Origin of the sequence: Flavitalea plasmicola (assembly GCF_030546645.1) — a bacterium.
Classification (GTDB): domain Bacteria; phylum Bacteroidota; class Bacteroidia; order Chitinophagales; family Chitinophagaceae; genus Puia.
Window position 1 is genome coordinate 434,624 of sequence record NZ_JAUOTO010000007.1, and the last position, 23,055, is coordinate 457,678.

General features: G+C 51.6%; 22 protein-coding genes. 10 read left to right on the forward strand and 12 right to left on the reverse strand.

The window, feature by feature from the left end; translation table 11 throughout:
* Positions 1-251: 251 nt before the first annotated feature.
* Positions 252-1,109 (forward strand): twin-arginine translocase subunit TatC, encoded by an 858-nt coding sequence (tatC, locus tag Q4E93_RS27130; protein WP_303590749.1) that lies wholly within the window; start codon positions 252-254, stop codon positions 1,107-1,109.
* A gap of 101 nt (positions 1,110-1,210) precedes the next feature.
* Here tatC and Q4E93_RS27135 read toward each other — a convergent pair whose 3' ends face one another.
* Together Q4E93_RS27135 and Q4E93_RS27140 are read right to left on the reverse strand one after the other, a co-directional pair.
* Positions 1,211-1,726 carry a tetratricopeptide repeat protein gene (locus Q4E93_RS27135; protein WP_303590751.1) on the reverse strand — a complete coding sequence of 172 codons (516 nt, stop codon included), beginning with the start codon at positions 1,724-1,726 and terminating at the stop codon, positions 1,211-1,213.
* A gap of 15 nt (positions 1,727-1,741) precedes the next feature.
* Positions 1,742-2,716, reverse strand: a complete 975-nt coding sequence (locus Q4E93_RS27140; protein ID WP_303590753.1) for a deoxyhypusine synthase family protein — start codon at positions 2,714-2,716, stop codon at positions 1,742-1,744.
* 246 nt (positions 2,717-2,962) lie between these two features.
* On the opposite strand from Q4E93_RS27140, the gene Q4E93_RS27145 reads away from it, so the two are divergent.
* Positions 2,963-3,826 carry an SDR family oxidoreductase gene (locus Q4E93_RS27145; RefSeq protein ID WP_303590755.1) on the forward strand — a complete coding sequence of 288 codons (864 nt, stop codon included), beginning with the start codon at positions 2,963-2,965 and terminating at the stop codon, positions 3,824-3,826.
* Between the two features lie 26 nt (positions 3,827-3,852).
* On the forward strand, positions 3,853-4,683 hold the full coding sequence (locus tag Q4E93_RS27150) for an AraC family transcriptional regulator (RefSeq protein WP_303590756.1): 831 nt from the start codon (positions 3,853-3,855) through the stop codon (positions 4,681-4,683).
* A gap of 4 nt (positions 4,684-4,687) precedes the next feature.
* On the opposite strand, the gene Q4E93_RS27155 is transcribed toward Q4E93_RS27150, so the two are convergent.
* The 5 genes from Q4E93_RS27155 to Q4E93_RS27175 all read right to left on the reverse strand — a co-directional run bounded on the left by Q4E93_RS27155 (position 4,688) and on the right by Q4E93_RS27175 (position 9,262).
* Positions 4,688-5,299: a response regulator gene (locus tag Q4E93_RS27155; protein WP_303590758.1), complete on the reverse strand. Its 612-nt coding sequence runs from the start codon at positions 5,297-5,299 to the stop codon at positions 4,688-4,690.
* Between the two features lie 2 nt (positions 5,300-5,301).
* A complete protein-coding gene (locus tag Q4E93_RS27160; protein ID WP_303590760.1) occupies positions 5,302-6,270 on the reverse strand; it encodes a terpene synthase family protein in 969 nt (322 codons plus the stop codon).
* 82 nt (positions 6,271-6,352) lie between these two features.
* Positions 6,353-7,738 carry a sensor histidine kinase gene (locus Q4E93_RS27165; RefSeq protein WP_303590761.1) on the reverse strand — a complete coding sequence of 462 codons (1,386 nt, stop codon included), beginning with the start codon at positions 7,736-7,738 and terminating at the stop codon, positions 6,353-6,355.
* A 460-nt stretch (positions 7,739-8,198) separates the two neighbouring features.
* A complete protein-coding gene (locus Q4E93_RS27170; protein WP_303590762.1) occupies positions 8,199-8,606 on the reverse strand; it encodes a response regulator in 408 nt (135 codons plus the stop codon).
* Positions 8,607-8,803: 197 nt separating this feature from the next.
* Positions 8,804-9,262, reverse strand: coding sequence for a hypothetical protein (locus Q4E93_RS27175; protein ID WP_303590764.1), 459 nt, complete (start codon positions 9,260-9,262; stop codon positions 8,804-8,806).
* 468 nt (positions 9,263-9,730) lie between these two features.
* Between Q4E93_RS27175 and Q4E93_RS27180 the strand changes: the two genes are divergently transcribed.
* The 3 genes from Q4E93_RS27180 to asnB are packed head-to-tail and all read left to right on the forward strand — an operon-like array spanning position 9,731 to position 12,794.
* Positions 9,731-10,345, forward strand: coding sequence for an acyl carrier protein phosphodiesterase (locus Q4E93_RS27180; RefSeq protein ID WP_303590766.1), 615 nt, complete (start codon positions 9,731-9,733; stop codon positions 10,343-10,345).
* A gap of 33 nt (positions 10,346-10,378) precedes the next feature.
* Positions 10,379-10,945 (forward strand): DUF2911 domain-containing protein, encoded by a 567-nt coding sequence (locus tag Q4E93_RS27185; protein ID WP_303590768.1) that lies wholly within the window; start codon positions 10,379-10,381, stop codon positions 10,943-10,945.
* A 1-nt stretch (position 10,946) separates the two neighbouring features.
* Positions 10,947-12,794, forward strand: coding sequence for an asparagine synthase (glutamine-hydrolyzing) (gene asnB, locus Q4E93_RS27190; RefSeq protein WP_303590770.1), 1,848 nt, complete (start codon positions 10,947-10,949; stop codon positions 12,792-12,794).
* Here the strand turns inward: asnB and Q4E93_RS27195 are convergent.
* Entirely contained in the window at positions 12,787-13,251 is a 465-nt protein-coding gene (locus Q4E93_RS27195) for a hypothetical protein (RefSeq protein WP_303590772.1), read from the reverse strand. The two genes, asnB and Q4E93_RS27195, sit on opposite strands and share 8 nt — an antisense overlap.
* Positions 13,252-13,495: 244 nt before the next feature.
* Here Q4E93_RS27195 and Q4E93_RS27200 point away from each other — a divergent pair, with 244 nt between their 5' ends.
* The 3 genes from Q4E93_RS27200 to Q4E93_RS27210 are packed head-to-tail and all read left to right on the forward strand — an operon-like array spanning position 13,496 to position 17,740.
* On the forward strand, positions 13,496-14,680 hold the full coding sequence (locus Q4E93_RS27200; protein WP_317505200.1) for a cystathionine gamma-synthase: 1,185 nt from the start codon (positions 13,496-13,498) through the stop codon (positions 14,678-14,680).
* Between the two features lie 12 nt (positions 14,681-14,692).
* A complete protein-coding gene (locus Q4E93_RS27205; RefSeq protein ID WP_303590774.1) occupies positions 14,693-15,448 on the forward strand; it encodes a TIGR02757 family protein in 756 nt (251 codons plus the stop codon).
* A gap of 9 nt (positions 15,449-15,457) precedes the next feature.
* Positions 15,458-17,740, forward strand: a complete 2,283-nt coding sequence (locus Q4E93_RS27210) for a S41 family peptidase (RefSeq protein ID WP_303590776.1) — start codon at positions 15,458-15,460, stop codon at positions 17,738-17,740.
* Positions 17,741-17,742: 2 nt separating this feature from the next.
* Here Q4E93_RS27210 and Q4E93_RS27215 read toward each other — a convergent pair whose 3' ends face one another.
* Genes Q4E93_RS27215 through Q4E93_RS27225 form a run of 3 tightly spaced genes read right to left on the reverse strand, consistent with a single transcriptional unit; the run spans position 17,743 to position 21,927 of the window.
* Positions 17,743-18,159, reverse strand: a complete 417-nt coding sequence (locus Q4E93_RS27215) for a hypothetical protein (RefSeq protein ID WP_303590777.1) — start codon at positions 18,157-18,159, stop codon at positions 17,743-17,745.
* A gap of 39 nt (positions 18,160-18,198) precedes the next feature.
* Positions 18,199-20,493, reverse strand: a complete 2,295-nt coding sequence (locus Q4E93_RS27220) for a beta strand repeat-containing protein (RefSeq protein ID WP_303590779.1) — start codon at positions 20,491-20,493, stop codon at positions 18,199-18,201.
* 33 nt (positions 20,494-20,526) lie between these two features.
* On the reverse strand, positions 20,527-21,927 hold the full coding sequence (locus tag Q4E93_RS27225) for a T9SS type A sorting domain-containing protein (protein WP_303590781.1): 1,401 nt from the start codon (positions 21,925-21,927) through the stop codon (positions 20,527-20,529).
* A gap of 126 nt (positions 21,928-22,053) precedes the next feature.
* On the opposite strand from Q4E93_RS27225, the gene Q4E93_RS27230 reads away from it, so the two are divergent.
* Positions 22,054-22,392, forward strand: coding sequence for a hypothetical protein (locus Q4E93_RS27230; RefSeq protein ID WP_303590783.1), 339 nt, complete (start codon positions 22,054-22,056; stop codon positions 22,390-22,392).
* A 1-nt stretch (position 22,393) separates the two neighbouring features.
* On the opposite strand, the gene Q4E93_RS27235 is transcribed toward Q4E93_RS27230, so the two are convergent.
* Entirely contained in the window at positions 22,394-23,050 is a 657-nt protein-coding gene (locus Q4E93_RS27235; protein WP_303590785.1) for a sterol desaturase family protein, read from the reverse strand.
* Positions 23,051-23,055: the final 5 nt, after the last annotated feature.

Sequence of the window (23,055 nt, forward strand, 5' to 3'; positions counted from 1 at the left end):
TGAAAAAAGATATTGTTCCTCTGCTAAAAGAGGGGAATTTTTTCATAGGTCAGTTAGGAGTAAACAATGCACTCTGTAATGGAGTGCTTGTTTTTTTTATGCACCCGTGCGGAGAAAGGTATTTTCAAATTAACTTCGCGGCAGTGAATATAGCTGCAAGCTGCAAGCTTTCAGCTACAAGTGGTTATTAATAAATGAGTTAGCTTATAAAACTAGGCTTGTAGCTTGCAGCTCGAAGCTTGTAGCTTACTATGGCTTTAAATCTTTTTAACAGGAACGCCGAAGGGGAGGAGATGTCTTTCATAGACCATTTGGAGGCGCTGCGCTGGCATATTGTCCGCTCGGCGCTTGCCATCGTCATCGTGGGCATCGTCATCTTCATCAAAATAGACTGGATCTTCTCGAAGATCATCATGGGGCCTATCCGCAATGACTTTGTCAGCTATGTGGGCCTCTGTAATCTGGGCAAGACCCTGCACCTGGGCGATGCCCTTTGCCTGCAATCCGTCAAAGGCCTGGAACTGCAAACCACCGAGTTCGGCTCCCAGTTCATGACAAGCATCAATGTCGGGATCATCGGAGGCTTTATCGTGGCCTTCCCTTACGTATTCTGGGAATTATGGCGGTTCGTAAAACCAGCCCTTTCCCCCAAAGAATTAAAAAGCAGCCGGGGCGCCATCTTCTGGGTGAGCTTTTTTTTCATGCTGGGCATCGCTTTCGGTTATTTCCTGCTGGCCCCTTTCACGTTCAGCTTTCTTTTCAACTACACCATCGGGATTCCCGGGACCATCATTACAAGGCCTACGCTAAGCGATTACATCGAGAACCTGATAGACATCATCATTGGCTCGGGCCTGGCATTCCAGCTGCCCCTGGTCAGCTATGTGCTCACCAGCATCGGCCTGATAACGCCTACCTTTCTCCGGACCTACAGGAAATATGCTTATGTAGCCATCCTTTTTATTGCCGCCATCATCACACCCTCCCCGGACTGGATGAGCCAGACCATCGTAGCGTTGCCGCTTATCCTGCTATACGAGCTGAGTATCCGGATCTCCAAACGCGTCGTCAAACGCCAGGAGAAGAGAGATAGGGAAGAGTGGTCGTAATTGAGCTGCAAGCCTCAAGCTGCAAGCTACAAGTGGGACTTAAATAAGCCATAAAGAACTTAAATGAACCAAGCTTGTCGCTTGCAGCTTGCAGCTTGTCGCTAACTGGGATTTGCCGCGGTATGCTTCTTCGCTATCTCCGTCTTCATTTCCACCCGCTCGATATCGTTGCGGTAATCCTTGATCTTCTCGTCATTCTGGCTGGCCAGGATCGCCTTTTCGAAATAATACACTGCTTTGCTATAGTTCTGTCTCAGCTCTTCGGATAAGGCATATCGGCCATAAACCCATGATTTATCGATCGTGCGGATGCGCAGGCATTTATCCAGGTGCTGCCCCAGCTCATCAAATCTTTCCATGTCCATCAGCAGGGCCGCCACATGGAAATAGGAATGCGGGTACATCGGATCACACCGCATGGCAGTGAGAAAATGATTTTCCGCCTTGACATAATCGTCAAATTGCGTTTTATAGAGCCATCCCATGGAATTATGAGCGGGCGCACTATCCGGCTCTTCATACAGGATGCTTTCGTATTTCTTGAATGCTTCGGCGTAATTGTTGTTCTTGATATCAGCTTCTGCTTCCAGGTATAGTTCTTCAGAGTTGGCGTTCATATGGTATTAATTTAATTACCACCCCAGTATCCACGCAAACATCAGCGGGGCTACAATAGTGGCGTCACTTTCAATAATAAATTTTGGCGTGTTGATATCCAGCTTACCCCAGGTGATCTTTTCATTCGGCACGGCGCCGGAATAAGATCCATAAGAGGTGGTGGAGTCGGATATCTGGCAGAAATAGCTCCAGAAGGGTACATCATGCCATTCCAGGTCCTGGTACATCATCGGCACCACGCAGATAGGGAAATCACCGGCAATGCCTCCGCCTATCTGGAAGAACCCGACACCCTTACCTTCCGAATTATTACGGTACCAGTCCGCCAGCCACACCATATATTCGATACCACTGCGCACGGTGGTAGCTTTCAGCTCCCCTTTGATCACATAGCTGGCAAAAATGTTACCTGTGGTGCTATCTTCCCAGCCGGGTACCACAATGGGGATATTCTTCTTCGCCGCGGCCACGATCCAGCTGTCCTTCGGGTCTATCTCATAATACTGCTCCAGATCCCCGCTGAGCACCACCTTATAAAGGAACTCATGTGGAAAATAGCGCTCACCTTTGGCTTCTGCCTCTTTCCACACTTTTACCAGGTGCTTCTGCAGGCGACGAAAGGCTTCTTCTTCGGGTATACAGGTATCTGTAACGCGGTTGTAATGGTTTTCCAGCAAGTTCCATTCCTCCTGCGGGGTAAGATCCCGGTAATTGGGCACCCTTTTATAATGGCTGTGCGCCACCAGGTTCATGACATCCTCTTCCAGGTTCGCTCCTGTACAGCTGATTATCTGCACTTTATCCTGGCGGATCATCTCGGCCAGAGAAATGCCCAGCTCTGCCGTACTCATCGCGCCAGCCAGGGTAACCATCATCTTACCCCCCTCCTGCAAATGCGTTTCATACCCTTTGGCGGCATCCACCAGCGCCGCAGCGTTGAAATGCCGGTAATGATGCTGAATGAATTGCGAGATAGGACCTTTGTTCATGATTTTCAACAATTTTTTTGTGTGCTCGGGGATGTTTTTTTCCGAAAACTAACCCATCCCCTACGCACGGTTAATGATGGGCCTTTCGGCCAGCGGGACCCTGTCCCGCTTGATGAATACCGGGATCGATCCCGTTCGGTTAAGGGGGCAAAACTAACGTTTTTTTGCCGCTCTGCCCCCCCTTCGCTTTCTTACAATTTTCCCGGCAGCATATGATGGAACTTTGTGTGACAAAATTTAACATTCATGACACAGACAAAGATCCTGATCACAGGCGCCACCGGCAGCGTAGGTTCCGAACTCGTAAAACAGCTCTCCGCAAAACACATCCCGTTCAGAGCCCTGGTACGAACCTCAGATAAAACAAACGCCTTCCCCGCGGAGGCTGAGATCATACAAGGCGATCTGGGTGACCCCGAAAGTGTCCGCCAGGCTTTGCAGGGTATCGAAAAAGCCTTCCTGCTCACCAATTCCTCGGAGCAGGCGGAACAGCTGCAATCCTCCTTCGTGGACATCGCCGCCACCGCAGGGATACAACACATCGTAAAGCTATCCCAGCTCCATGCCAGGCCGGATTCACCCGTCCGTTTCCTCCGCTATCATGCCGCGGTCGAACAAAGGATAAAGGATGCCGGCATGGCCTACACCTTTCTCCGGCCTAACCTCTATATGCAAGGTCTGCTGGGCTTTCGCGGTTTCATTGCACAGCAGGGAAAATTCTTCGCCGCCGCAGGCAATGCACGCATCAGCCTGGTGGATATCCGGGACATCGCCGCCATGGCTGCAGCAGCGCTCCTGGATAAAGGACACGAGTATAAAACCTATGATATCACGGGTCCTCAAGCCCTCACCCACGAAGAGCTGGCTGCCCATCTCTCCGCCGTCCTTGAAAAGCCCGTGCATTACATTGATGTCACCCCGGAGCAAATGCAACAATCCCTGCTGTCAGCCGGCTTCCCCCAATGGCAGGCGGAAGGGGTGATCGAAGACTATGCGCACTACGCAAGAGGAGAAGCCGCAGCCGTCAGCCCTTCTGTAGAGGCCGTGACAGCTCATCCTCCCCGCGATTTTAAAAGCTTTGCACGCGACTATGCCCCGCTTTTCTCCTGATCCCCGAATTTCACTACATTGCCGGAATGGACGATGGCAAAAATGCATATCTCACCCGGAGCATCGCCGCCCCTGACGAGTTTGCTGAAGTATTCTCCCACTTTTATGTGGCGGAAAATCACACCGGAGAACCTATACACAAGATCCTGGTCCCTTCCTTCCAGACCATCCTGGTATGCAGTTTCGGAGCTCCCCTGGCGCTGACCACCTCCCCTCACCGAACCCTGCTGATCAATAAGGTCAGCATCCTGGGACCTGTAAAACAACCCTTACATTACACCCTGCCGCCCGGTGCCGAAATGCTGGTGGTCAACTTCCGGTCGGACGGGTTCTTTCGCTTTTTCGGAAAGGCCCTACAGGAGCTGCGACCGTCCGACCCCGATGATCTGCTGCGGGACAATTGTTTTGCGGAGCTCTGGGAAACATTGAGACCAATGACCTCCATGGATGAAAGGATCAGCCGTATCCTTGCATTTGCCCGCCCCTATGTACGGCCGCAGGATGCATTGATAGCGCAGCTCGATGAAATGCGGAAAGAGAATATCCAGGGCAGTCCCGTGAAGGAGATGGCAGGCCGGTCTGGTCAGACAAAAAGGAATATACAATTGAAACACCGTCAGCGCCTGGGATACAGCGTGAAAGAGCTCACCCGCTATGAACGTTTTCTGAAAGCCCTGGAGCTGGTCGGCCGGCAGATCTCAGCAGGCCATAAAAAAGTGGATTGGTTCGACATCATCCATGACTGTGGCTACTACGATCAATCTCAGTTGATCCATGACTTCAGGCATTACCTGGGCCTTTCGCCTACGCGTTATCTTAAAGTGCAAAAAGACATCTGCCTGGTCAGGCCATCCTGAAACATCAATTCACCTTATATAAGGTGGCAAGGTCTTTCAATTCAATGACATTGCCTGTATTCGTCTTCTCGAAGATCCGGTTCTTTACAGTGGAGATCGTATTCCATTTCAGGTTCAGGGCGCTGGCGATCTCGTTGGTGCCGGTGCCTTTCAGCATATAGTGCAGTATTTCCAGCTCCCGGGGGGTGAAGTCGGAGAATGGATTATTGAATCCCGATAACTCGCCATGATCCGGTGCGGGAGGATCATTTTGAAGAAAGCGGCGCAATAGTTTAATGGTTTCATCCTCATGGATCGTTTTGCTCACATAATGATAGATGCCGTATTGCCGCAACGCCTTGGCATAGATCCCGGCAGGCTGCATGGAAAATATCATGATCCGCAGTTCGGGGTACAACTTCTGGATGGCCGGCAAAACTTCCAGGCTGCTGCCATCCGAGAGGATGATATCCAGCACCAGGTGAGAATACGTTTTTTTGGAAAGCTCTTTCATCAGCTCGCCGCAGCTGGATACTTCACCCATATCCGGGTAGCCGAAATACAGCTCAAACAGCAGCTTCAGTCCTCTTCGGGTGATACTATGATCGTCTGCAAGTAGAATATTCGGCTTTGCCATACTTAATTCAGATAAATGTGCGGATACCGGGTCGTCTCCCTGGTGCTCCAATCTATATTTCCTTTCATCAGGTATTCAAGGGCATGGACATATTTATGCAGCATAAAGTTAGTTTCTTTATCATATATATACGCCCTTCCTGACAGATCGACGAATTCATGGACCGTATTGTCATGCACCCGCGCCGCCTCACTGATGGCCTTCTCCATGCTGAGGGAGTGTTTTCTTTTCAAAATGGTCACCAGATTGAATTCGGCGCCGTTCGACTGCGCTACCTCCTTACTCAGCGAAAAAAGGTCATTGGCAAAACAAATGGCGTTGCGGCAGATCTCCGTCAGCTTGGTTACCAGGGGCATCCTGTATATTTCTTCGCTCAGGTTGATCCTCCCCGTCACTTCCAGCGAATCCGTGGCCAGATTGGCCGCCCCCAGGTATTGCCGGATGCCGATGTATTCATTCAGGTCAGGCGTCCTGCCATCCATGATATGCCTTAACTGCCACATGCCGCCCGCAAACATATCCTTGATCCCCTGGATGAACTTTTCCTGCCAGCCCGTTCCAGAGCGCAGGAGCATCCGCCGCCAGAAATCGCTCAATGCCGTAAGGATGGGACCGTCCTTTTCCAGCGAACAGATCTTATTGGTTTGCAGCACTTCCAAAAAGTCGCTTTCAAACTGCAGGAAAGCCCGCTTGTCTTTTATAATATCCTGCTCGTCCAGCTGATCGTCCACAATAAATAATAAAGTATTCAGATCGCACCAGGCACAAAGATCGACATACTCCCCATATGGATAGCTTCGGGCGATCATGGAAGCAAATCGCTGCTGTTTATACTGCGTCAGCATCTCATAGGAGCTGATCAGCTTAAAGTCGAGGAGCCATTGCTGTGTATGTGCTTCAATTTCATTGATGGCGGGATGGATGGTCGACGAGAACGGGCAATACAGCCCCGGTATCGTGTAGAGGTGCATAGTGATAAGGTTTTATTTGTGTTCGAATTTAACACTTAAACAATTACTTACACCGCTCGTATAAGTTTCCGTATAGCCCAAACTAAGAATTAACAAATAGCTTATCCAGGCGGGGCAGGGCCCTTTCCACCGGCGCCGCCAGCGGTATATAAACAGTAATGCTGGTCCCCACTCCTTTGCTGCTGCTGACAGTGATCTTACCCTTCAGTGTCTCTACCAATTGCCGCGTGATATGCAATCCAAGGCCTACCCCCTCCCTGTTCTGGTCAGTGCTCTTTTCCGTCACGAAAGGCTGTTCGAACAACCGGTCCAGCTTTTCACTGTTCATCCCCTCTCCCGCGTCTTCCACATTGATCTTCCAGTAGCTGCCCTCTTTTTCGATCCGGACAAACACTTCGCTCTCCTTCCGGGTGAACTTGATCGCATTGCTGATGATATTGGTGGCGATCTGGGTAATTTTCAAACGGTCGCAATCGACAAACTCAGGAATATCTTCCGACACATGGAGATGGATATGCACTTTCTTTTCCGACGCGGAATACTGCCCGATATCCACCAGGTTGCGTATCAACAGCCGGACATTGATCGGTTCCGGATACACCTGGTCATGGATCCCGGAAGAATACTTGGAATATTCCAGGATATTGTTCAGCACCATTTTCAGGTTTTCACAGGCCGACCGGAGGTTGTATATCAGCTTTTTCCAATCCTGCAGCTTCTCAACACTCTCCATCTCGCTGAGGATCTGGATGATGACAAAGACGCCAAAAAATGACCCCCGCACTTCGTGATAGGCATTACTGATAAAGATCGTCTTCATCCTGTTCTCCTTTTCCTCCTTCTCCAGGTTGATCTCGATCTGGCCTGAATAGTCCTTCAGCCTGTTTAATAGCCGGTTATTATTCCTGGCATACAGATAAAAAATAAGGATCACCAGGAAAATGATCACCCCGTAAGAACCCCACCGCATAAAATACCTCAATGACTCGCTCACCTGGATAGGTTTGACGAACTCATACTTGAAGTTCATCTCCAGCAGCACCAATACCATTATCGTCACCGCGATACAAAATGCACGTATGGCCATCTTCTCGAAAATGAAGAGTACGCTCCCAATCAGGAAGACGATCATCAGCTGCGCTTCTACCGCCTTGCCTATCAGGCTGCTGAAATAAAAAGTAGCGGCATTGAGGATCAGGTAGAACCCTATATTGGCGGCATCGTACCACCTGCGGTAATTCATCCATACCAGCGAGCCGATCAGGGCGGCTTCCAGATAGCTTCCCAAAAGGACGAGGGGTTTGCCGCTCATAATGAAAAAAAGCAATCCGACAGTGAGGTTGATCAGCGCGATCCAAAGACTCATAAGATTTACGCCAATACAAATGCCGCGCTTGGAGTCGTGATCAGCAAGTCCTTCAGATCCCGCATAGACAAGGGAGCTCCAGAGTTTTTTTAACTTGTTCATAGATTGGGCTTAAAGAGTAGACGGAAGGAGAGGATAGTAGCAGTCAGGTGATAGATGCTGTGAAAATAACACTTATTTCTTATAATATGCCATCCGCCGTGCAACGGGAAAATGAATTTTTGTTATAATACTATCTCTATACGAGCGCCTAAGAAGATGCCCTGAAATCTTTTATTTTTTCTTGTTCCATTGGAATAAAACATTATACCTAGACATAATTCTACGGCGGATTCTATAGGAAATTATACTTTACAGGTCTAAAGAATAAGGTTTAGGGTAATGGGCTTTGATAGTAGTAGCCAAATCCCCCTGGTATGTGGGGGCGAGAAGCCTTAGCCAACATTAGCATGTTGAGTTAAAAATAGCATTACAAACCGCCTTATTCCTAGGGCGGTTTATTTTATCCCCGGCTTTCTTCATCATAATTCATAGAAAAATTTCCTGCCCCTTTTCCACGCGTTCAACACACCGGCGGCCGCTGAGCTTTTTTCCCGGACAGAAGCATCGCCTCCCGCAACATACTTTTCAATGCTTCCAGACCCTGCGCCTTCGGATAATGATAAACTTCGGAATAAGCCAGTAAGGAGGCATCCGGCTTAAGATCGGAATAAATGATCACCGGGATGCTTTCATATCGTTCGTCGTTCCGCAGCAGCTCAAGAAACTCCCTGCCATTCATGACAGGCATTTTCATGTCCAGGAAAACGATATCGGGAATGGCGATCTCCTGGCTTTCCAGTTTGTCCCATGCATCCTGGCCATGTAAGGCATAATAACAAAGTATATCCGGGTCAACATTTTCCAATGTCTCCCTGAATATATGCGCATCCTCATAGTCGTCATCGACAAGTAGAAATTTTTGTTTCATGTCATCGGTTTAATCGTCCTGTTTTAGTGAAAGTCGTGTCTTTAAAGATACGACAATAGCCTGAAAGATCAACGGGGCGCTAAATTCCAGGCTTTTCCGGTGCAGGCGCACAACAAAAAGCCGAACAGATATTTCTGCCCGGCCTTTGTCCAACTAAAAATCAAACGATAAAGCTCGTGTTCGTATATATAGGTGTATTATTGTTCCGCTGTCTTCTTCGTCTTGGAATATACCTCCCAGCTATCGATCCCGTTGCTGCGCAATACGATCTTCTTGTCCGCGTTCTCCAGCGTCACATAATAGGTCGTCTGCTCGTCTGCCGCGATCTCAAAAAGATCGGAGATCCAAAAACCCGTATAGTCCCTTTTCAATGGCGTGAGCAGGCTGATAGGCAGCTGGTCGGATACGATGTTGCGGACAACGGCCGTCATCTGACCGTCATTGTTATAGTAAGCATAGAGTACCTGGTCGTTCATGGTGAACTCTACTTTTACATAGCCTGTCTTCTGTTCCCACCTGATATTTTTTGCGTTGCCGAAATCCTTGTGAAAAGATTTTACTGCCAGTTGGTTTACATCTGTTTCATCAGTCCCGTTGGCGAAAGCGCTAAGTCCCATCATAAGCACGGTAGCGATGGATAAAATAATCTTGTTCATTTTTCTTCTTTTTATAATTTTTTTAAAATTTGTTTTGATTTCCTCCTGTATAGAACGTGTAGCCTGCTCTGCTTTTGTCGAAGATGGTTCTTTCCCGGGGTATCCATCTTCGGTACATGCGGTACGCTACATATAAGACGCAGCCTTTTCTCCGATGTTGCAGCTGCCTCAAAAATTTTTTCTGCTTTTTTTCTTTATTTTAAAGAGCGATATCAAATGTCTCACATCCTTTGACGAGGCAAAGCTAGAAAGGTTACACTCCATCTGCAATACAATCTACACGAGCGGCGTCCTATATGAAGGAATTGTGAACAGTCCTTCGGAGAATATTTTTAACAACCCCTGAAACCCTTTGCAGTCCTGCATTAGCGCCGGTTTCTTAATAAAAATATAAAATCCGCCACCATCTTGTTAAACCATAGGAACGGTGGTTGGTCCCACCAAAAAGAAATTCAGTAAATTGTGTTTGTGAATTATCTGGCACATGCATACCTGTCCTTCGATATACCCGACATAGCAGTAGGCAACCTGATCAGTGACTTTGTAAAAGGGAAAAAAAAGCTGGACTACCCAGTCACCATAGGCCACGGCATTGCCCTCCACCGGTCCATCGACACTTTCACCGACACGCATCCCATTACCAGTGAAGCCAAAAGCTATTTCAGGGCCGATTATGGTCTGTATGCCGGTCCGCTGATCGATGTCGTATACGATCATTTCCTTGCCAACGACCCTGCTCAATTCCCCGATCCCGCCAGCCTGGAGGCCTTCACCGGCAGGACCTATGAGCAGCTCGCCAGCCGTCAGGACCTGTTCCCCGACCGCTTTGCCCGCCTTTTCCCCTATATGAGGTCCCAGAACTGGCTTTACCATTACCGCTCCCGGGAAGGCATCTACAACAGCTTCCATGGCCTGGCCCGCCGCGCTACCCATATGCCCGACCCAAAAAAGGCCTTTCAGCTCTTCGAAACACAATACGAAAGCCTGAAAGATTGTTATAGCCGTTTTTTTCCGTCGCTTAAGGATTTTGCTTTTAGTCAGCTGACGGCCGTCTCCACTATTCCATTAGGTGGGAAAAATTGAATAATTTTGCCATACATAAATCAATTGATGTCTATGAACCTTCGTAATGTAGTCCTCGCCGCCGTCCTGATAATGGGCCTCGACCACGCCGATGCCCAAACCAAACCCGCCTCCCTGGACAAATCACCCATGGACATGTGCTACTTCCCGGTGGACTATCCCGTCCTGAAGATCCAGGATAAGACCCCCGGCCCCCTCATTGCCCGGGCTATTTACAGCCGCCCCCAGAAAAACGGGCGCCACCTGTTCGGCGACCTGGTAGAATATGGCAAAGTATGGCGCCTGGGCGCCAACGAGGCCACGGAAATTGAATTTTTTCAGGACGTTAAGATCGATAATAAAAAAGTAAAGAAAGGCCGCTACACGATCTACGCTCTCGTGGATACGGACAAATGGACCATCATCCTGAATAAGGAAACAGACACCTGGGGAGCCTTTCGCTATGACATGGCCAAAGACGTGCTGCGCACCACTGTCGCGGTGGAAAAGCAGCCTGAAATAGCAGAAGCCTTCTCCATGGAATTTGAAAAAGCTAAAAAGGGCGCCTTGCTCATCATCAACTGGGATGATGTGCTGGTAAAACTCCCCATTAGCTGGTAATATGTGCGGTATCGCAGGCATCTTATCCCCCGACCCGGCAAACATCAGCCGGCAGCGCTTGAAGAAAATGACGGACGCCATCGCCCATCGCGGCCCGGATGGAGAGGACGCCTGGATCAACCCTTCAGGCCAGGTAGGTCTTGGTCATCGCAGGCTGGCGATCATCGATCTCAGCCCCGCAGCCGCGCAGCCCATGCATTACCTGGACCGCTATACCATCCTGCACAACGGGGAGATCTATAATTATCTTGAGCTAAGAAGCCTGCTGCAATCCAAAGGCTATCATTTTACTTCAGCATCTGATACAGAAGTGATCCTGGCGGCCTATGATCATTATGGCTCTGAATGCCTGCAGTACTTCGACGGCATGTTTGCCTTCGCCATCTGGGACGAGCGCGAAAGAAAGTTATTTGCCGCCAGGGACCGCTTCGGCGAAAAGCCCCTCTTCTATTTTAAGGATGCCACCCAATTCCTGTTCGCCAGCGAGATGAAAGCGCTCTGGGCCGCCGGTGTAAAAAAGGAAAGCAATAGAAAGCTGATATTCAACTTCATCACCATCGGCTATACCCAGAACCCCGCCAATGGCTTCGAAACTTTTTACAACGGCATTTGCAAGCTGCCTGCGAGGAGTTTTCTGGTGTATCAGGCCGATTCCGGTCAGCTTACCACTTCCCTTTACTGGGACATCAGGATAGGCGACAGCTACTCTCCAGGGGAAGATGACGCCATCAGACAGTTTACAGGCCTTCTGTCCGCCTCTATCCGGCGCAGGATGAGATGCGACGTGCCGCTGGGCACCAGCCTCAGCGGTGGCCTGGACAGCTCGTCCGTCGTAGCCAGCCTCTTCGCCCAAAAAGGACATCCCCGCCGGCTGCAGACATTTTCAGCCATCTTTCCCGGCTACGAAAAGGACGAGTCCGGCTTCATCCGGCTCGTTAGCGAACGATTTCCCATCGACAGCCACACGATAGAACCCTGCGCCACAGACCTGGTAAAAGACTTTGAAAAGCTGGTCTACCACCAGGAAGAGCCGTTCCTTTCCTCCAGTGTCTATGCCCAGTTCAAAGTATTCGGGCTGGCAGGCAGCCACGGCGTAAAAGTTTTACTGGACGGCCAGGGAGCCGACGAGCTCCTGGCCGGCTATCATAAATATTATCACTGGTACTGGCAGGAGCTGTATCGGAATGACAAGAAAGCCTTCGTCCTGGAATTGGAGGCAGCCAGGGAATCCGGAGTAGACGACCGGTGGACCTGGCGTAACAGGCTGGCCGCCAACCTCCCGGTCTATGCAGGCATCTTCCTGAAGAAAAAAAGAACAGCCGCACAACGCAGCAGCAAAGGCCTTTCCCGGGATTTCGTCGGCCAATTCGGGTTCTCTTACTATGACATCCCGCATTTCGACCGCCTCAACGGTGTACTGTATTACAACACGTTCATGAATGGAATGGAAGAGCTGCTGCGCTATGCGGACCGCAGCTCCATGGCCCATGGTGTAGAAGTGCGCCTGCCTTTCCTGGACCATGAGCTGGTTGAGTTCCTCTTCTCCCTTCCTTCCCATTTCAAGATCAGGGAAGGGTGGACAAAATGGCTGCTACGGACCAGCATGGAGAACGATTTGCCCAAAGAGATCGTCTGGAGAAAAGATAAGACAGGTTACGAACCTCCACAGCGCTCCTGGATGCAACACCCCGCCTTGCAGGAATATATCCACGAGGCCCGGCGACAGCTGGTGAAGGCGAAGATCCTGGCCCCGGCTGTATTGCACAAAAAAATTCAGCCGCAGGATGCTCATGCGGCTGAAAACAACGATTGGCGATACCTGGTCACGGCAGCGTGCCTGACTAGTTAGCTTTTTTATACTTCTCTACGACCTGCATATTCCCGTCCGCATTCGATTTAACAGTGATCCAGTTCTCATCATCCTCCAGCTTGATATAATACTCCACCGCCGCATCCGTCGTCATCTCGGTAACGCCAAATACTTTTTTATCGGCGTATTTCTTTTGCAGACGGCAAAGGATGTTGATGGGAAGGTTCTTCTCCTTGTAGTAACGGAGACTGCTGATAAAGTTCCCATCCTTGTCATAATCGATCTTGGTAAGGACGCCGTTCTCCGAAAAATTGACGGTATATCGGTCCGCCTGCTCCAGCCATTTCACCTGCTGCGCGTCAGGAAAGGTTTTCTTGAAAGAATTAAGTATTTTTTCGCTGATGGTAAATCCATCAGTAGCAAAGGCTCCAGCCGTCAGCGTCATAAAACAGACGAGGGTGAAGAGGGTCTTTTGGATGAATACGCGCGGTGTCATAAATGGTTATTTTTAAAATTTTTTATTGAATAAGTCAATTAATAACGTAAAACTATTGTTCCAAAGCGCGCAAGTCAAGCCAAACTTTACGTTCGGTATAAAGTTTTTACCCATCGTATTATGCCGGACTCTCCTTTAGGTTACCCAACACCGTAAAAAAAGATTTGAAACCTGTGAAATATCGGACGAAACGGTAAAAAGTCATGTTGCTCCCGCGGGGTTAAGCTTTTGTTAAACCGGATTAGTGGTTTTCGGTATCTTTACAAATTCAAGAAATCACACCACACCAATGAAGCTTTCAACCAAACTCATCCATGCAGGCATGGAGCCCGATCCTTCCACAGGCGCCATCATGACCCCAATCTACCAGACCTCTACCTATGTACAGTCCGCCCCGGGCAAACACAAGGGCTATGAATATGCCCGCTCGCAGAACCCCACCCGCCAGGCGCTGGAGACCGCCATGGCCGCGATAGAGAATGGGAAACATGGCCTTTGCTTCAGCAGTGGCGTGGCAGCCACGGATGCCGTATTACGATTGCTGCTGCCGGGAGACGAAGTCATCGCAGCCAATGATATGTACGGCGGCACCTACCGCCTGTTCACAAAAATATTCGAACCCACCGGGATCAAATTCCACTTCGTCAATATGCAGGATGCGGCGAATATCAAACAGTACATCACCCCAAAGACCCGTCTCATCTGGGCGGAAACACCGACCAACCCCCTGATGAATATCGTCGACATCGCCGCCGTGGCCGCTATCGCCCAACAACATTCCATTCTGCTTTGCGTGGACAATACCTTTGCTTCGCCTTACCTGCAGAACCCGTTGGACCTGGGAGCAGACCTGGTATTGCATTCCGCCACCAAATACCTGGGCGGACACAGCGATGTCATTCACGGCAGCCTGGTAATGAATGACACCAGCCTCCGCGATAAATTATATTTCATCCAGAAAAGCTGCGGGGCCGTCCCCGGCCCACAGGATTGCTTCCTGGTACTGCGCGGCCTGAAGACCCTGCACGTACGCATGGACCGGCATTGTTATAATGGTGAAAAGATCGCTCATTTCCTTCGCAGCCACCCCAAGGTAGGGCAGGTGTACTGGTGCGGATTCGAAGACCATCCCGCCTATGACATCGCCAGGCGCCAGATGCGGGGCTTCGGCGGCATGATGAGCTTCACCTTGAAAGATGACAGCCTGGCGACAGCCACCCGCGTACTTTCTTCCACCCACCTCTTTGCGCTTGCCGAAAGCCTGGGAGGCGTGGAATCCCTGATCAATCACCCCGCCAGCATGACCCATGCTTCTATCCCCCGTGAAGAAAGGATAAAGAACGGGCTCAGCGATTCCCTGATCCGGCTCAGCGTGGGCATCGAAGACGCGGACGACCTGATAGAAGATCTCCGCAAAGCCATCGGGTAACGATACGACCACATGACGACAACACCTCAAGATCTTCGCACGTTCCTGGATAGAAAGGTGGATGAATACAATCGTCCATCTTTCATTGCCAGCGACCCCATCAGCATCCCACGGGCATTCACCAAACAGGCGGACATCGAGATCTCCGGTTTTTTCGCAGCCATCTTCTCCTGGGGCAATCGCACGACCATCATCAACAAGTCGCGACAGCTGATGCAGCTGATGGATAATGCCCCCCATCAATTCATTTTACAGCACGAAGAAAAAGATTTAACAAAACTGTTAAACTTCCGGCACCGCACCTTTAACGACACTGACCTGCTGTATTTCATCGAATTCTTCCGGCATCATTATACCCATTACGATTCCCTGGAAGACGCCTTCCTCCATACGCCCGACCACCTCTCCGGCTTCTATCATTATTTCTTCTCTCTGGACCAGGTCCCACCCCGTACCTACAAGCACATCGCCACGCCGGAGAAGAACTCCAGCTGCAAACGACTGAATATGTTCCTCCGCTGGATGGTACGCGACGACGACAGGGGAGTGGACTTCGGCATCTGGAAAAGGATCTCCCCCAGCCAGCTCATCTGCCCCCTGGACGTTCATGTTGCCAGGGTAGCCCGCCGCTTCGGATTGATGACCCGGACGCAGACGGACTGGCAGGCAGCCTTGGAGCTTACCGGTTATTTAATTACATTGGACGCAGACGATCCCGTGAAATATGATTTTGCCTTATTCGGACTGGGCGTCATGGAAAAATTCTAAATCTTGACTATGAAGCAAGCCTTCCTTATTTTATGGGCCCTCCTGTTCCTTTCTCAATGGTCGCCGGCCCAAATGACAAACCAACAACAAAAAAATCTTACTGCCTTCACCCGCCTCTATGGCTACGCACGTTATTTCCACCCCTCCGATGAAGGGGCGGAGCTGGATTGGGACAAATTTGCCATCTATGGCAGCAGCATAGTAATGTCAGCAAAGGATGACAAGGCCCTGATCAGCACCTTAAAAGAATTGTTCCATCCCTTTGCTCCCACCATCGCCATATATGCAGCAGGTCAAGGCGATCCATTTTCCAGCGCCTCCATTACACCCCCGGATACAAACAATTATAAGCCCATTGCCTGGCAGCATTTGGGCGTGGCGCTCAGCAGCAACAGCGTTTATAAAAGCATCCGGGTCAATCGCCCTTCACCGGAAATAGCAGCGGTACAGGGTTTTGCTCCCGTCTCGCAAACTTTCTCCGCAGACCGTATCAAAGGAAAAGAATTCCGGCTCAGCGGATGGATGAAAGTAGACTCCACCTGGGGTGGCGCCGGTCACCTTTGGATGAGGATCGCAAAAAAAGGACAGGTGGTTTACTTCTACAACATGGACAACCGCCCCGCCACCTCGGGTACATGGAAAGAATACAGCTTCACGGGCCAGGCGGATATGAATGCCGATACTTTGTTCATGGGCGCCTTCCTCAGCGGGAAAGGCTCGCTGCTGATAGACCATATAAGACTTTCCGTAAAAGAAGCCGGAGAATGGAAAGAGGTCCCTCTGGAGAACGGCAGCTTCGAAAATGACAACCCGACAGCCAAAGGATGGCGCTATAACCAAAACCTGGCAGGCTATCGATTCGCGACAGAATCTAAGGATGCCCAGGATGGCGCCAAAGCCTTTTCCATCGTCAGTGTGAAAGGCGCCAGCCTCCAAAACAGGCCCGTCGCCCAGCCCTTATTTGACCATTACCCCAGGCCGGGCGAATCGATACATACCTCCCTCGTCTCCGGCATCGATTGCAACGTTCCCCTTGCCCTGTATGGCAACAAAGAGCACTCCTGGCCAACAGCCGATACGGCTGCGCTTACCCGCCTTCAAAAGGCCATCCAGGCCGCGGCTCCTGCTTCGGTAAGCGGGGACGCACTCTCCGTCCGGTTAGGCGATATCGTCATCGCCTGGAACATTTTCCGCCACTTCTTTGCCTATTGGGATGATGCCTCCGCCGCGCCGGAGCAGCTGCTGGATAAAGCCCTGTGGAAAGCAGCAATGGACAAGACGCAATTCGATTTTGTGCAAACCCTTAAATTAATGACCGCCCCGCTGAACGACGGTCACATCTATATCAGTTTCCAGAGAGACACCGTGCAAAGGGCATATGCACCGCTTACCTTCGTCCAGGCCGAAAGCAAGCTCCTGATCGAGCAGGTGCTGGACAGCAATCTCCGCACGTCCATTTCCCCGGGTGATGTGGTAACTACATACAATGGTCAGCCGGCAGCCGCCTATCTCAAGGACCTCGATCAGACCGTTTCGGGCTCGCCGCAGCTGAGAGCATTCCGGATTGCCGCCGAACTCCCCATCGGTCGCCAGGATAGCAGCCTGACCCTCACCATCCAGCGACCGGATGGCATCCATACGGTCAATGTACGTACCTCCAACAACTGGCAAACCTGGTATGGCGCCCAGGCTAACCGCCCTTCCGGATGGCTCCGGCCCGGCATCTTTTACATCGACATCGAAAAAGCGCCGATGGATTCCATCAATGCCTGGATGCCGCAGCTCACGCAGGCCAAAGCCATTATTTGCGACCTGCGCGGATATCCCAATAGTAACCACGAGCTGATCAATCACCTGCTGGATACGGCGGAGGACACGAAGTGGATGTTTATCCCCGAGATCACCTATCCGGATTATCAGCACGTCTCCTACAAAGGCGGAGGCTGGCAAATGACCCCCCAATCACCGCACCTGGGGGGAAAGATCTTCTTCCTGACGGACGGCAGCGCCATCAGCTATGCGGAAAGCTATATGGGCTTTATCAAAGACTTTCACCTGGCCACCATCGTAGGACAACCCACGGCCGGCACCAATGGCAATATCAATCCCTTTACCTTGCCTGGAGGTTACCGCATCTCCTGGACAGGAATGCTGGTGAAAGACCACAACGGCGGCAAACATCACCTGAAAGGCATCACACCCGACGTGCCGGTGCAACGCACCATCCAGGGCATCCGGGAAGGCAGGGACGAATTCCTCGAAAAGGCCATTGGGCTGGCGGAAAAATTCTGAGCCTATGGTTTGGGTGCCCCCGCTGCGGGCGGCTGTTGGGCAGCCTGCTGCTGTTGCTCCCGGGCCTGTTTGCCCGACAGGGAAGATGGCAGCGTGACGTCTGCCTTCCCTTTCGTCGCCTTATCCTGTGTCCCTCCGGCGGAAGAAGCGGCAGGAGCCGCATCCGCCTTACGAACAGGCACTGCCACTGTCTGCACCGCCTCCATGCGCGTCGCCTTTGGTTGCACCGCCTCCGGCTGCACCGTCTTTGGTTGCTGCGCATGGTCCCCGCCTTTCAACGGGATGGCAGTCCGCACGACCTCAAGCCGTCGCACAGGATCACTGGTTCGCACAGGCGGCAGCTGGGGTTTATTCGTTTCCTGTGCCTGCGCGGTAAACGCGATGCAGGCGATACAAAGCTGGAGTAATATGATTTTCATGACTATTCTATTTGAACGTTATTAACAAAAGCCCTTTGTTCACTTCACATTGACCAATACCCTGATCTTTCCGGCAGCGCCATCGAATGCTTCCAGGGCCTTGCCGATGGCCTCTCCTGGTTTCACCTTGTCCAGGTCGGCTTTCATGGCGTAGCCCTGCCTCGAGGAAGTCACCAGGATATCCCCCCGGCGAATAGGGCCGTTCTCATCACACACTTTCGTGGGGATCACGCCTACCACGCCCATAGGGACCTTACCCGCCAGAGTGCTGGTGACAGACTCTTCCGTCAGCAGCACACCCGGTTTAGTGGCATAGACGCCCGCCACCAGGGGAGAATAGGCCTCGTTCGATCTGACCACGGTCCTGTCGGTAGTAGTAGAGATGAGCAATACATCTCCCGGCTCATAGTCCGCATAGGCTCCCTCCACGTCGAAGGCTTCGGCCAGGTCGGCGCCGGAGTTCTGTGTACCTCCGTCGAAGAACCCTTTGCCCGTATTGTCTATGCGGGCCTTATTAGCGCCGCTTTTCTGGAAGATGGCCAGGTTACCGGAGCCTTCATGGTCCACGACCATTGCCGTACCCTGATCGAAGCTGACCACCTGGAGGGTAATCCCAAAACCCGTTGGCTCAGAATGCTCGAAGTAACCGGCATATCCGCCGGTCCCGGAAGCCACCCCGTATACCCCGGCCGTACCATTGTTGCCGAAGATGGAGTTCACTTCCCCCCGGACACCGGCCCCTACGCCGCTGGTGTTGTTCATAAAGAAATTCCCCGCATTACCTTGCGAATGATCCGCGATCACCCCGGGGCCATTGCTTGTCACATTCAATATATTCGATGTGTTCGAAGAATTGCTATTGGCTACGCTTAATCCGGAGCCCGTGCCATTGGTGATGGCTACCAGGGTCGGCTGTCCATTGGAGGACTGCTGATTCTCGAAATACCCCACAGTACCCAGCCCCGCGGTCGTAGCATACAGGGCCATCCCATAACCCGTCGTCTCCGAATGCTCGAAGTAACCGCCATAGCCGCCGGTGCCGGAAGACACCCCATAAACCCCCGCCGTGCCGTTGTTGCCGAAGATGGAATTCACTTCCCCCCGGACACCGGCGCCAACGCCACTGGTGTTGTTCATGAAGAAATTCCCCGCATTGCCTTGCGAATGATCCGCGATCACGCCCGGGCCGTTGCTCGTCACATGCAATATGTTGGATGCATTCGCAGTGTTGGTATTGGCCACCGTCAATCCATGGCCCGTGCCATTGGTGATGGCTTCCAGGGTCGTTTGTGTATTGGCGGACGGCAAAGTCTCGAAATGTCCCACAACACCCTGCCCCGCTGTGGCGGCATACAATGCCATCCCAAACCCCGATGCATTGCTGTGCTCGAAATAACCGCCATACCCGCCGGTGCCGGAAGACACCCCATATACGCCGGCCGTGCCGTTGTTGCCGAAGATGGAATTCACTTCTCCCCGGACACCGGCCCCTACGCCACTGGTGTTGTTCATGAAGAAATTCCCTGCATTGCCTTGCGAGTGATCGGCGATCACACCCGGGCCATTGGACGTCACATGCAGGATGTTCGAAGTATTGGCATTGTTCGTATTGACCACCGTGGCCCCTTTGCCCGTACCATTGGTCACGACCTCTAACGCCGTCCCCGCATTGCTGGCATTCAGGTTTTCGAAATGACCGGCAATGCCCGTGCTACCGCTGATGCCTACCCGTCCAATCACCCCGATGCCGTTGCCCGAATTATCCGTTGCGACAAAGCCGCTCACGCCATAGCCGGGACCGTCATTGCGTCCTACAACGGCCCCCGTAGGAATGCCGCTGCCGCTGCTGGTCCTCCCCGTCACAGCCTCCCCTCCGGCGGTATTGTCAGCTAACAGGCCGGCCCCGCTGAGGACGCCGGTCGAGCCGTACATGCCCGTACCTCCCGTGCTCGATCCGCTTATCGCCATCCCACTCCCCGTATTGGTAAGGCCAAACAACGTGGAGACAGAATTGAGCGTAGCTGAATAAGGCAGGGCCAACGCACCGGCGCTGTTCGGTATCTGCTGCCAGCCCGTTCCTGTCTTGTAATACCAAAAGCTTTTGGTGTCCGTGTCATAGACCCACAACCCATCCGCAGGTGAGACAAAAGCAGTACGCTGTGCCGTAGTTACCCTGGGCGCCAGCACCCCTTTCGTGGTGCTTTTGACATCCAGCATCGCGCTGGCATCCGGTGAGCTTGCGTCGGTGTTGATCGCTACCTGTGCCCGTAAGGCAACCTGCCCCGCCAATAACAAGGCCAGGAGGGATAGGAGGGATCCCTTGATTTGTGTCATATTCGTAGATTTAAGGTTAATGCGGTATTTGATTTATTGTTTGGTGATCTTCGTTTGCAGCGAGACATTATTCATTCGTACCTCCACCACATAAGTGCCTGCCGCCAGTTGCGAGACAGGCAATACATAATGGTTGATCCCCGGCTGCAGGTCCCATGAAGCGCCGAGCAGCAGCTGCCCGCTGATGCTGAATAGCCGGATAGTTGCCCGGGAAGCCTCCCTGACAGCCACCTGGGCCACCGCCTCCGACTGTACGGGATTGGGATACACGGAGAATGGCAGCGTAATATCCGAGCACCCCCCCTCGAACACGGGAGAATAACCGTAGCTGCCGGACCTGTCTATGATCTTCAGCCGGTAGAATACACTGGATTTCCGGTCCGGGTCTTTATAACTGTAAGCCGCGCCGCTGGGATTGTTGGTTGCAGCCAGTTTGCCCAGCGTGGTCCAGGCCACCGCATCCGTGCTCCTCTCTATCTCGAAATGATCCACATCTGCCTCGACGCCCGTTTGCCACTGAATCTGCGTATAGCTGTCCTCGCAGGAGGCCTTGAAAGAAAGCAGCACCAGGGGCAGCGGATTGACCAGGTCCGTCAGGGTCCAGTAGCTTAGATCGGTCAACCCGGTCTTCTCCACATATTTGCCGGCGGCATTCCGGCTGTCGGCCCCCATCTGTATCCAGTTGACCCCATTGCTGCTCTTCCACAGGGACAGCGTCGAAGGGTCATCGCCATTCAGCTCTGCATTCAGGTAATAGAATCGCAGCGTGGCATTCAGGGCGGTGTTGTTTTGCGGCTGTATCAGGAATGTCCGCTGTATGCCGTGAATGCTTCCATTGCCCGGGTTCGTCGCCGGCTTACTGCTACGGCTAACCGTAAGATTACCAAGATTGGCCCCGCTGGTCAGGACAGCCCCAAGGTTGCCCGCATTCAGCTGGTTGGGATTGTTTACCCCAGTAGCAGATACAGTCACTGCTCCACCTGTGACTCCCGTAATATGGCTGGCCTCGCTCTCGCCCTGGAGGGCGCCGTTTCCCGCCAATTGCAGTTGATGGTTGTTCAGGTCGATCAGACCGTTTTCGAAATTCAGGGCATTCGAGATCTGCAGGGAAGTGTTCAGGGTCAGCGTACTTGCAGCAGAGGTATTCAGCGTCAACGCTTTTATCAGGGGCGAACCCGTTCCGCCCATCGACGTATTGCTACTGCCCATGAGCAACACCGTTGCATTCGATGCATCCAATGCACCGTCGCATTTCAGGTCGGTTTTATTCAATACCAGGTTGTTGCCGGTCACAGAGAAGGTCGTCCCCCCCTGGATAATGAGCTTGGTATTTTGCGCGGACAGGATACCCGGCGCCAGTAACAGGCTCAGCCAGATCAATAAGCCCGGGGAACGATGAGGTACACGCATGCGGAGGCGTACAGGAATACCCATATGTTTTTAAATTAAAATGATCAATACAATATATTGGACGGGATCAGGTGCAATAGGGGAAACAGACTTTCTAAAATAGTCAGGAGGCAGGGAAGATGCAGCAATAATGATTAACTTGCTTATCCTATGGAGGCCGATAACACACAGCAAAAGGAATGGATGCAGGATCTTCGCCAGACCTATGGTTTGGAACTGGCAGCAAACCTCAGCCGGGAAGAAGTCACAGCCTTGCTGGCCGAAAAGCTCAATGCACTGATCAGGGACGATTTCGGCGCACTGGTGCAGCTGCTGTACCGCGTCGACATCGAAGAGCCAAGGCTTCGTTATTTATTGCAACATCACAAAGGGGAAGACGCCGGTAAGATCATCGCCGGACTGATCATACAAAGGATGGAGCAAAAGATCCTCACCCGAAAGCAGTTCAGTAAAAAAAATAATGATATTCCGGAAGAAGACAGGTGGTGACTTAGTACATCAGCTCTTTTACTTTCTCTTTATCCTCTTTCTCTTTCTTCAGATCGAACATGGTGCCGAAGACCCGGTCCCAGATCGTGCTGCTTACCCCAAAACCTTTGTTTTCATCCTTGTAATGATGTAAATGGTGATTGCGCCAGAGCGGCTTCATCCATTTGAAAGGAGGATTCCAGGCATGGATGGCATAGTGCATGCTGCCATAAAGAAGATATCCGAGAATAAAGCCTGGCCAGAACATAAATACATTGGTGCCCATGATCAGGTACTGCAGGCCGAACAGGGCCGAGGCAATGATCAGGCTGGGCACCGGCGGCATGAACAGCCGTTCTTTATCCCGGGGAAAATGATGGTGGTTGCCATGCAGGACATAGATGAACTTCTTCGCCCGCTCGCTCTCCGCCACCATATGAAACGCCCAGCGGTGCATCAGGTACTCAAAGAAGGTCCAGAAAAACATCCCTCCCAAAAAGATCAGGGCGACCCTCGGGAGCGAATTATTCAGCGTGTCCCAGCTGTAATACAGGAAATAGCTGATAATGGGAATATACATTCCCCAGATTACCAAAGGATGCGTCTTGGTAAGCATTTCCAGATATTGATTCCTGAACAGCTGAGCCTGCCCTTTATTGTGGATCTTTTCGAATTTCATGGTTC

Bases quoted from the DNA above. Each gene is read 5' to 3' on its own strand.
- Q4E93_RS27215 (WP_303590777.1), bottom strand. From the start codon at position 18,159: ATGAAAATCATATTACTCCAGCTTTGTATCGCCTGCATCGCGTTTACC.
- Q4E93_RS27210 (WP_303590776.1), top strand. From the start codon at position 15,458: ATGAAGCAAGCCTTCCTTATTTTATGGGCCCTCCTGTTCCTTTCTCAA.
- Q4E93_RS27230 (WP_303590783.1), top strand. From the start codon at position 22,054: ATGGAGGCCGATAACACACAGCAAAAGGAATGGATGCAGGATCTTCGC.
- Q4E93_RS27135 (WP_303590751.1), bottom strand. From the start codon at position 1,726: ATGAACGCCAACTCTGAAGAACTATACCTGGAAGCAGAAGCTGATATC.
- Q4E93_RS27185 (WP_303590768.1), top strand. From the start codon at position 10,379: ATGAACCTTCGTAATGTAGTCCTCGCCGCCGTCCTGATAATGGGCCTC.
- Q4E93_RS27195 (WP_303590772.1), bottom strand. From the start codon at position 13,251: ATGACACCGCGCGTATTCATCCAAAAGACCCTCTTCACCCTCGTCTGT.
- Q4E93_RS27155 (WP_303590758.1), bottom strand. From the start codon at position 5,299: ATGGCAAAGCCGAATATTCTACTTGCAGACGATCATAGTATCACCCGA.
- Q4E93_RS27220 (WP_303590779.1), bottom strand. From the start codon at position 20,493: ATGACACAAATCAAGGGATCCCTCCTATCCCTCCTGGCCTTGTTATTG.
- Q4E93_RS27225 (WP_303590781.1), bottom strand. From the start codon at position 21,927: ATGGGTATTCCTGTACGCCTCCGCATGCGTGTACCTCATCGTTCCCCG.
- Q4E93_RS27235 (WP_303590785.1), bottom strand. From the start codon at position 23,050: ATGAAATTCGAAAAGATCCACAATAAAGGGCAGGCTCAGCTGTTCAGG.
- Q4E93_RS27170 (WP_303590762.1), bottom strand. From the start codon at position 8,606: ATGAAACAAAAATTTCTACTTGTCGATGACGACTATGAGGATGCGCAT.
- Q4E93_RS27165 (WP_303590761.1), bottom strand. From the start codon at position 7,738: ATGAACAAGTTAAAAAAACTCTGGAGCTCCCTTGTCTATGCGGGATCT.
- Q4E93_RS27205 (WP_303590774.1), top strand. From the start codon at position 14,693: ATGACGACAACACCTCAAGATCTTCGCACGTTCCTGGATAGAAAGGTG.
- Q4E93_RS27140 (WP_303590753.1), bottom strand. From the start codon at position 2,716: ATGAACAAAGGTCCTATCTCGCAATTCATTCAGCATCATTACCGGCAT.
- Q4E93_RS27160 (WP_303590760.1), bottom strand. From the start codon at position 6,270: ATGCACCTCTACACGATACCGGGGCTGTATTGCCCGTTCTCGTCGACC.
- tatC (WP_303590749.1), top strand. From the start codon at position 252: ATGGCTTTAAATCTTTTTAACAGGAACGCCGAAGGGGAGGAGATGTCT.
- Q4E93_RS27145 (WP_303590755.1), top strand. From the start codon at position 2,963: ATGACACAGACAAAGATCCTGATCACAGGCGCCACCGGCAGCGTAGGT.
- Q4E93_RS27150 (WP_303590756.1), top strand. From the start codon at position 3,853: ATGGACGATGGCAAAAATGCATATCTCACCCGGAGCATCGCCGCCCCT.
- Q4E93_RS27175 (WP_303590764.1), bottom strand. From the start codon at position 9,262: ATGAACAAGATTATTTTATCCATCGCTACCGTGCTTATGATGGGACTT.
- asnB (WP_303590770.1), top strand. From the start codon at position 10,947: ATGTGCGGTATCGCAGGCATCTTATCCCCCGACCCGGCAAACATCAGC.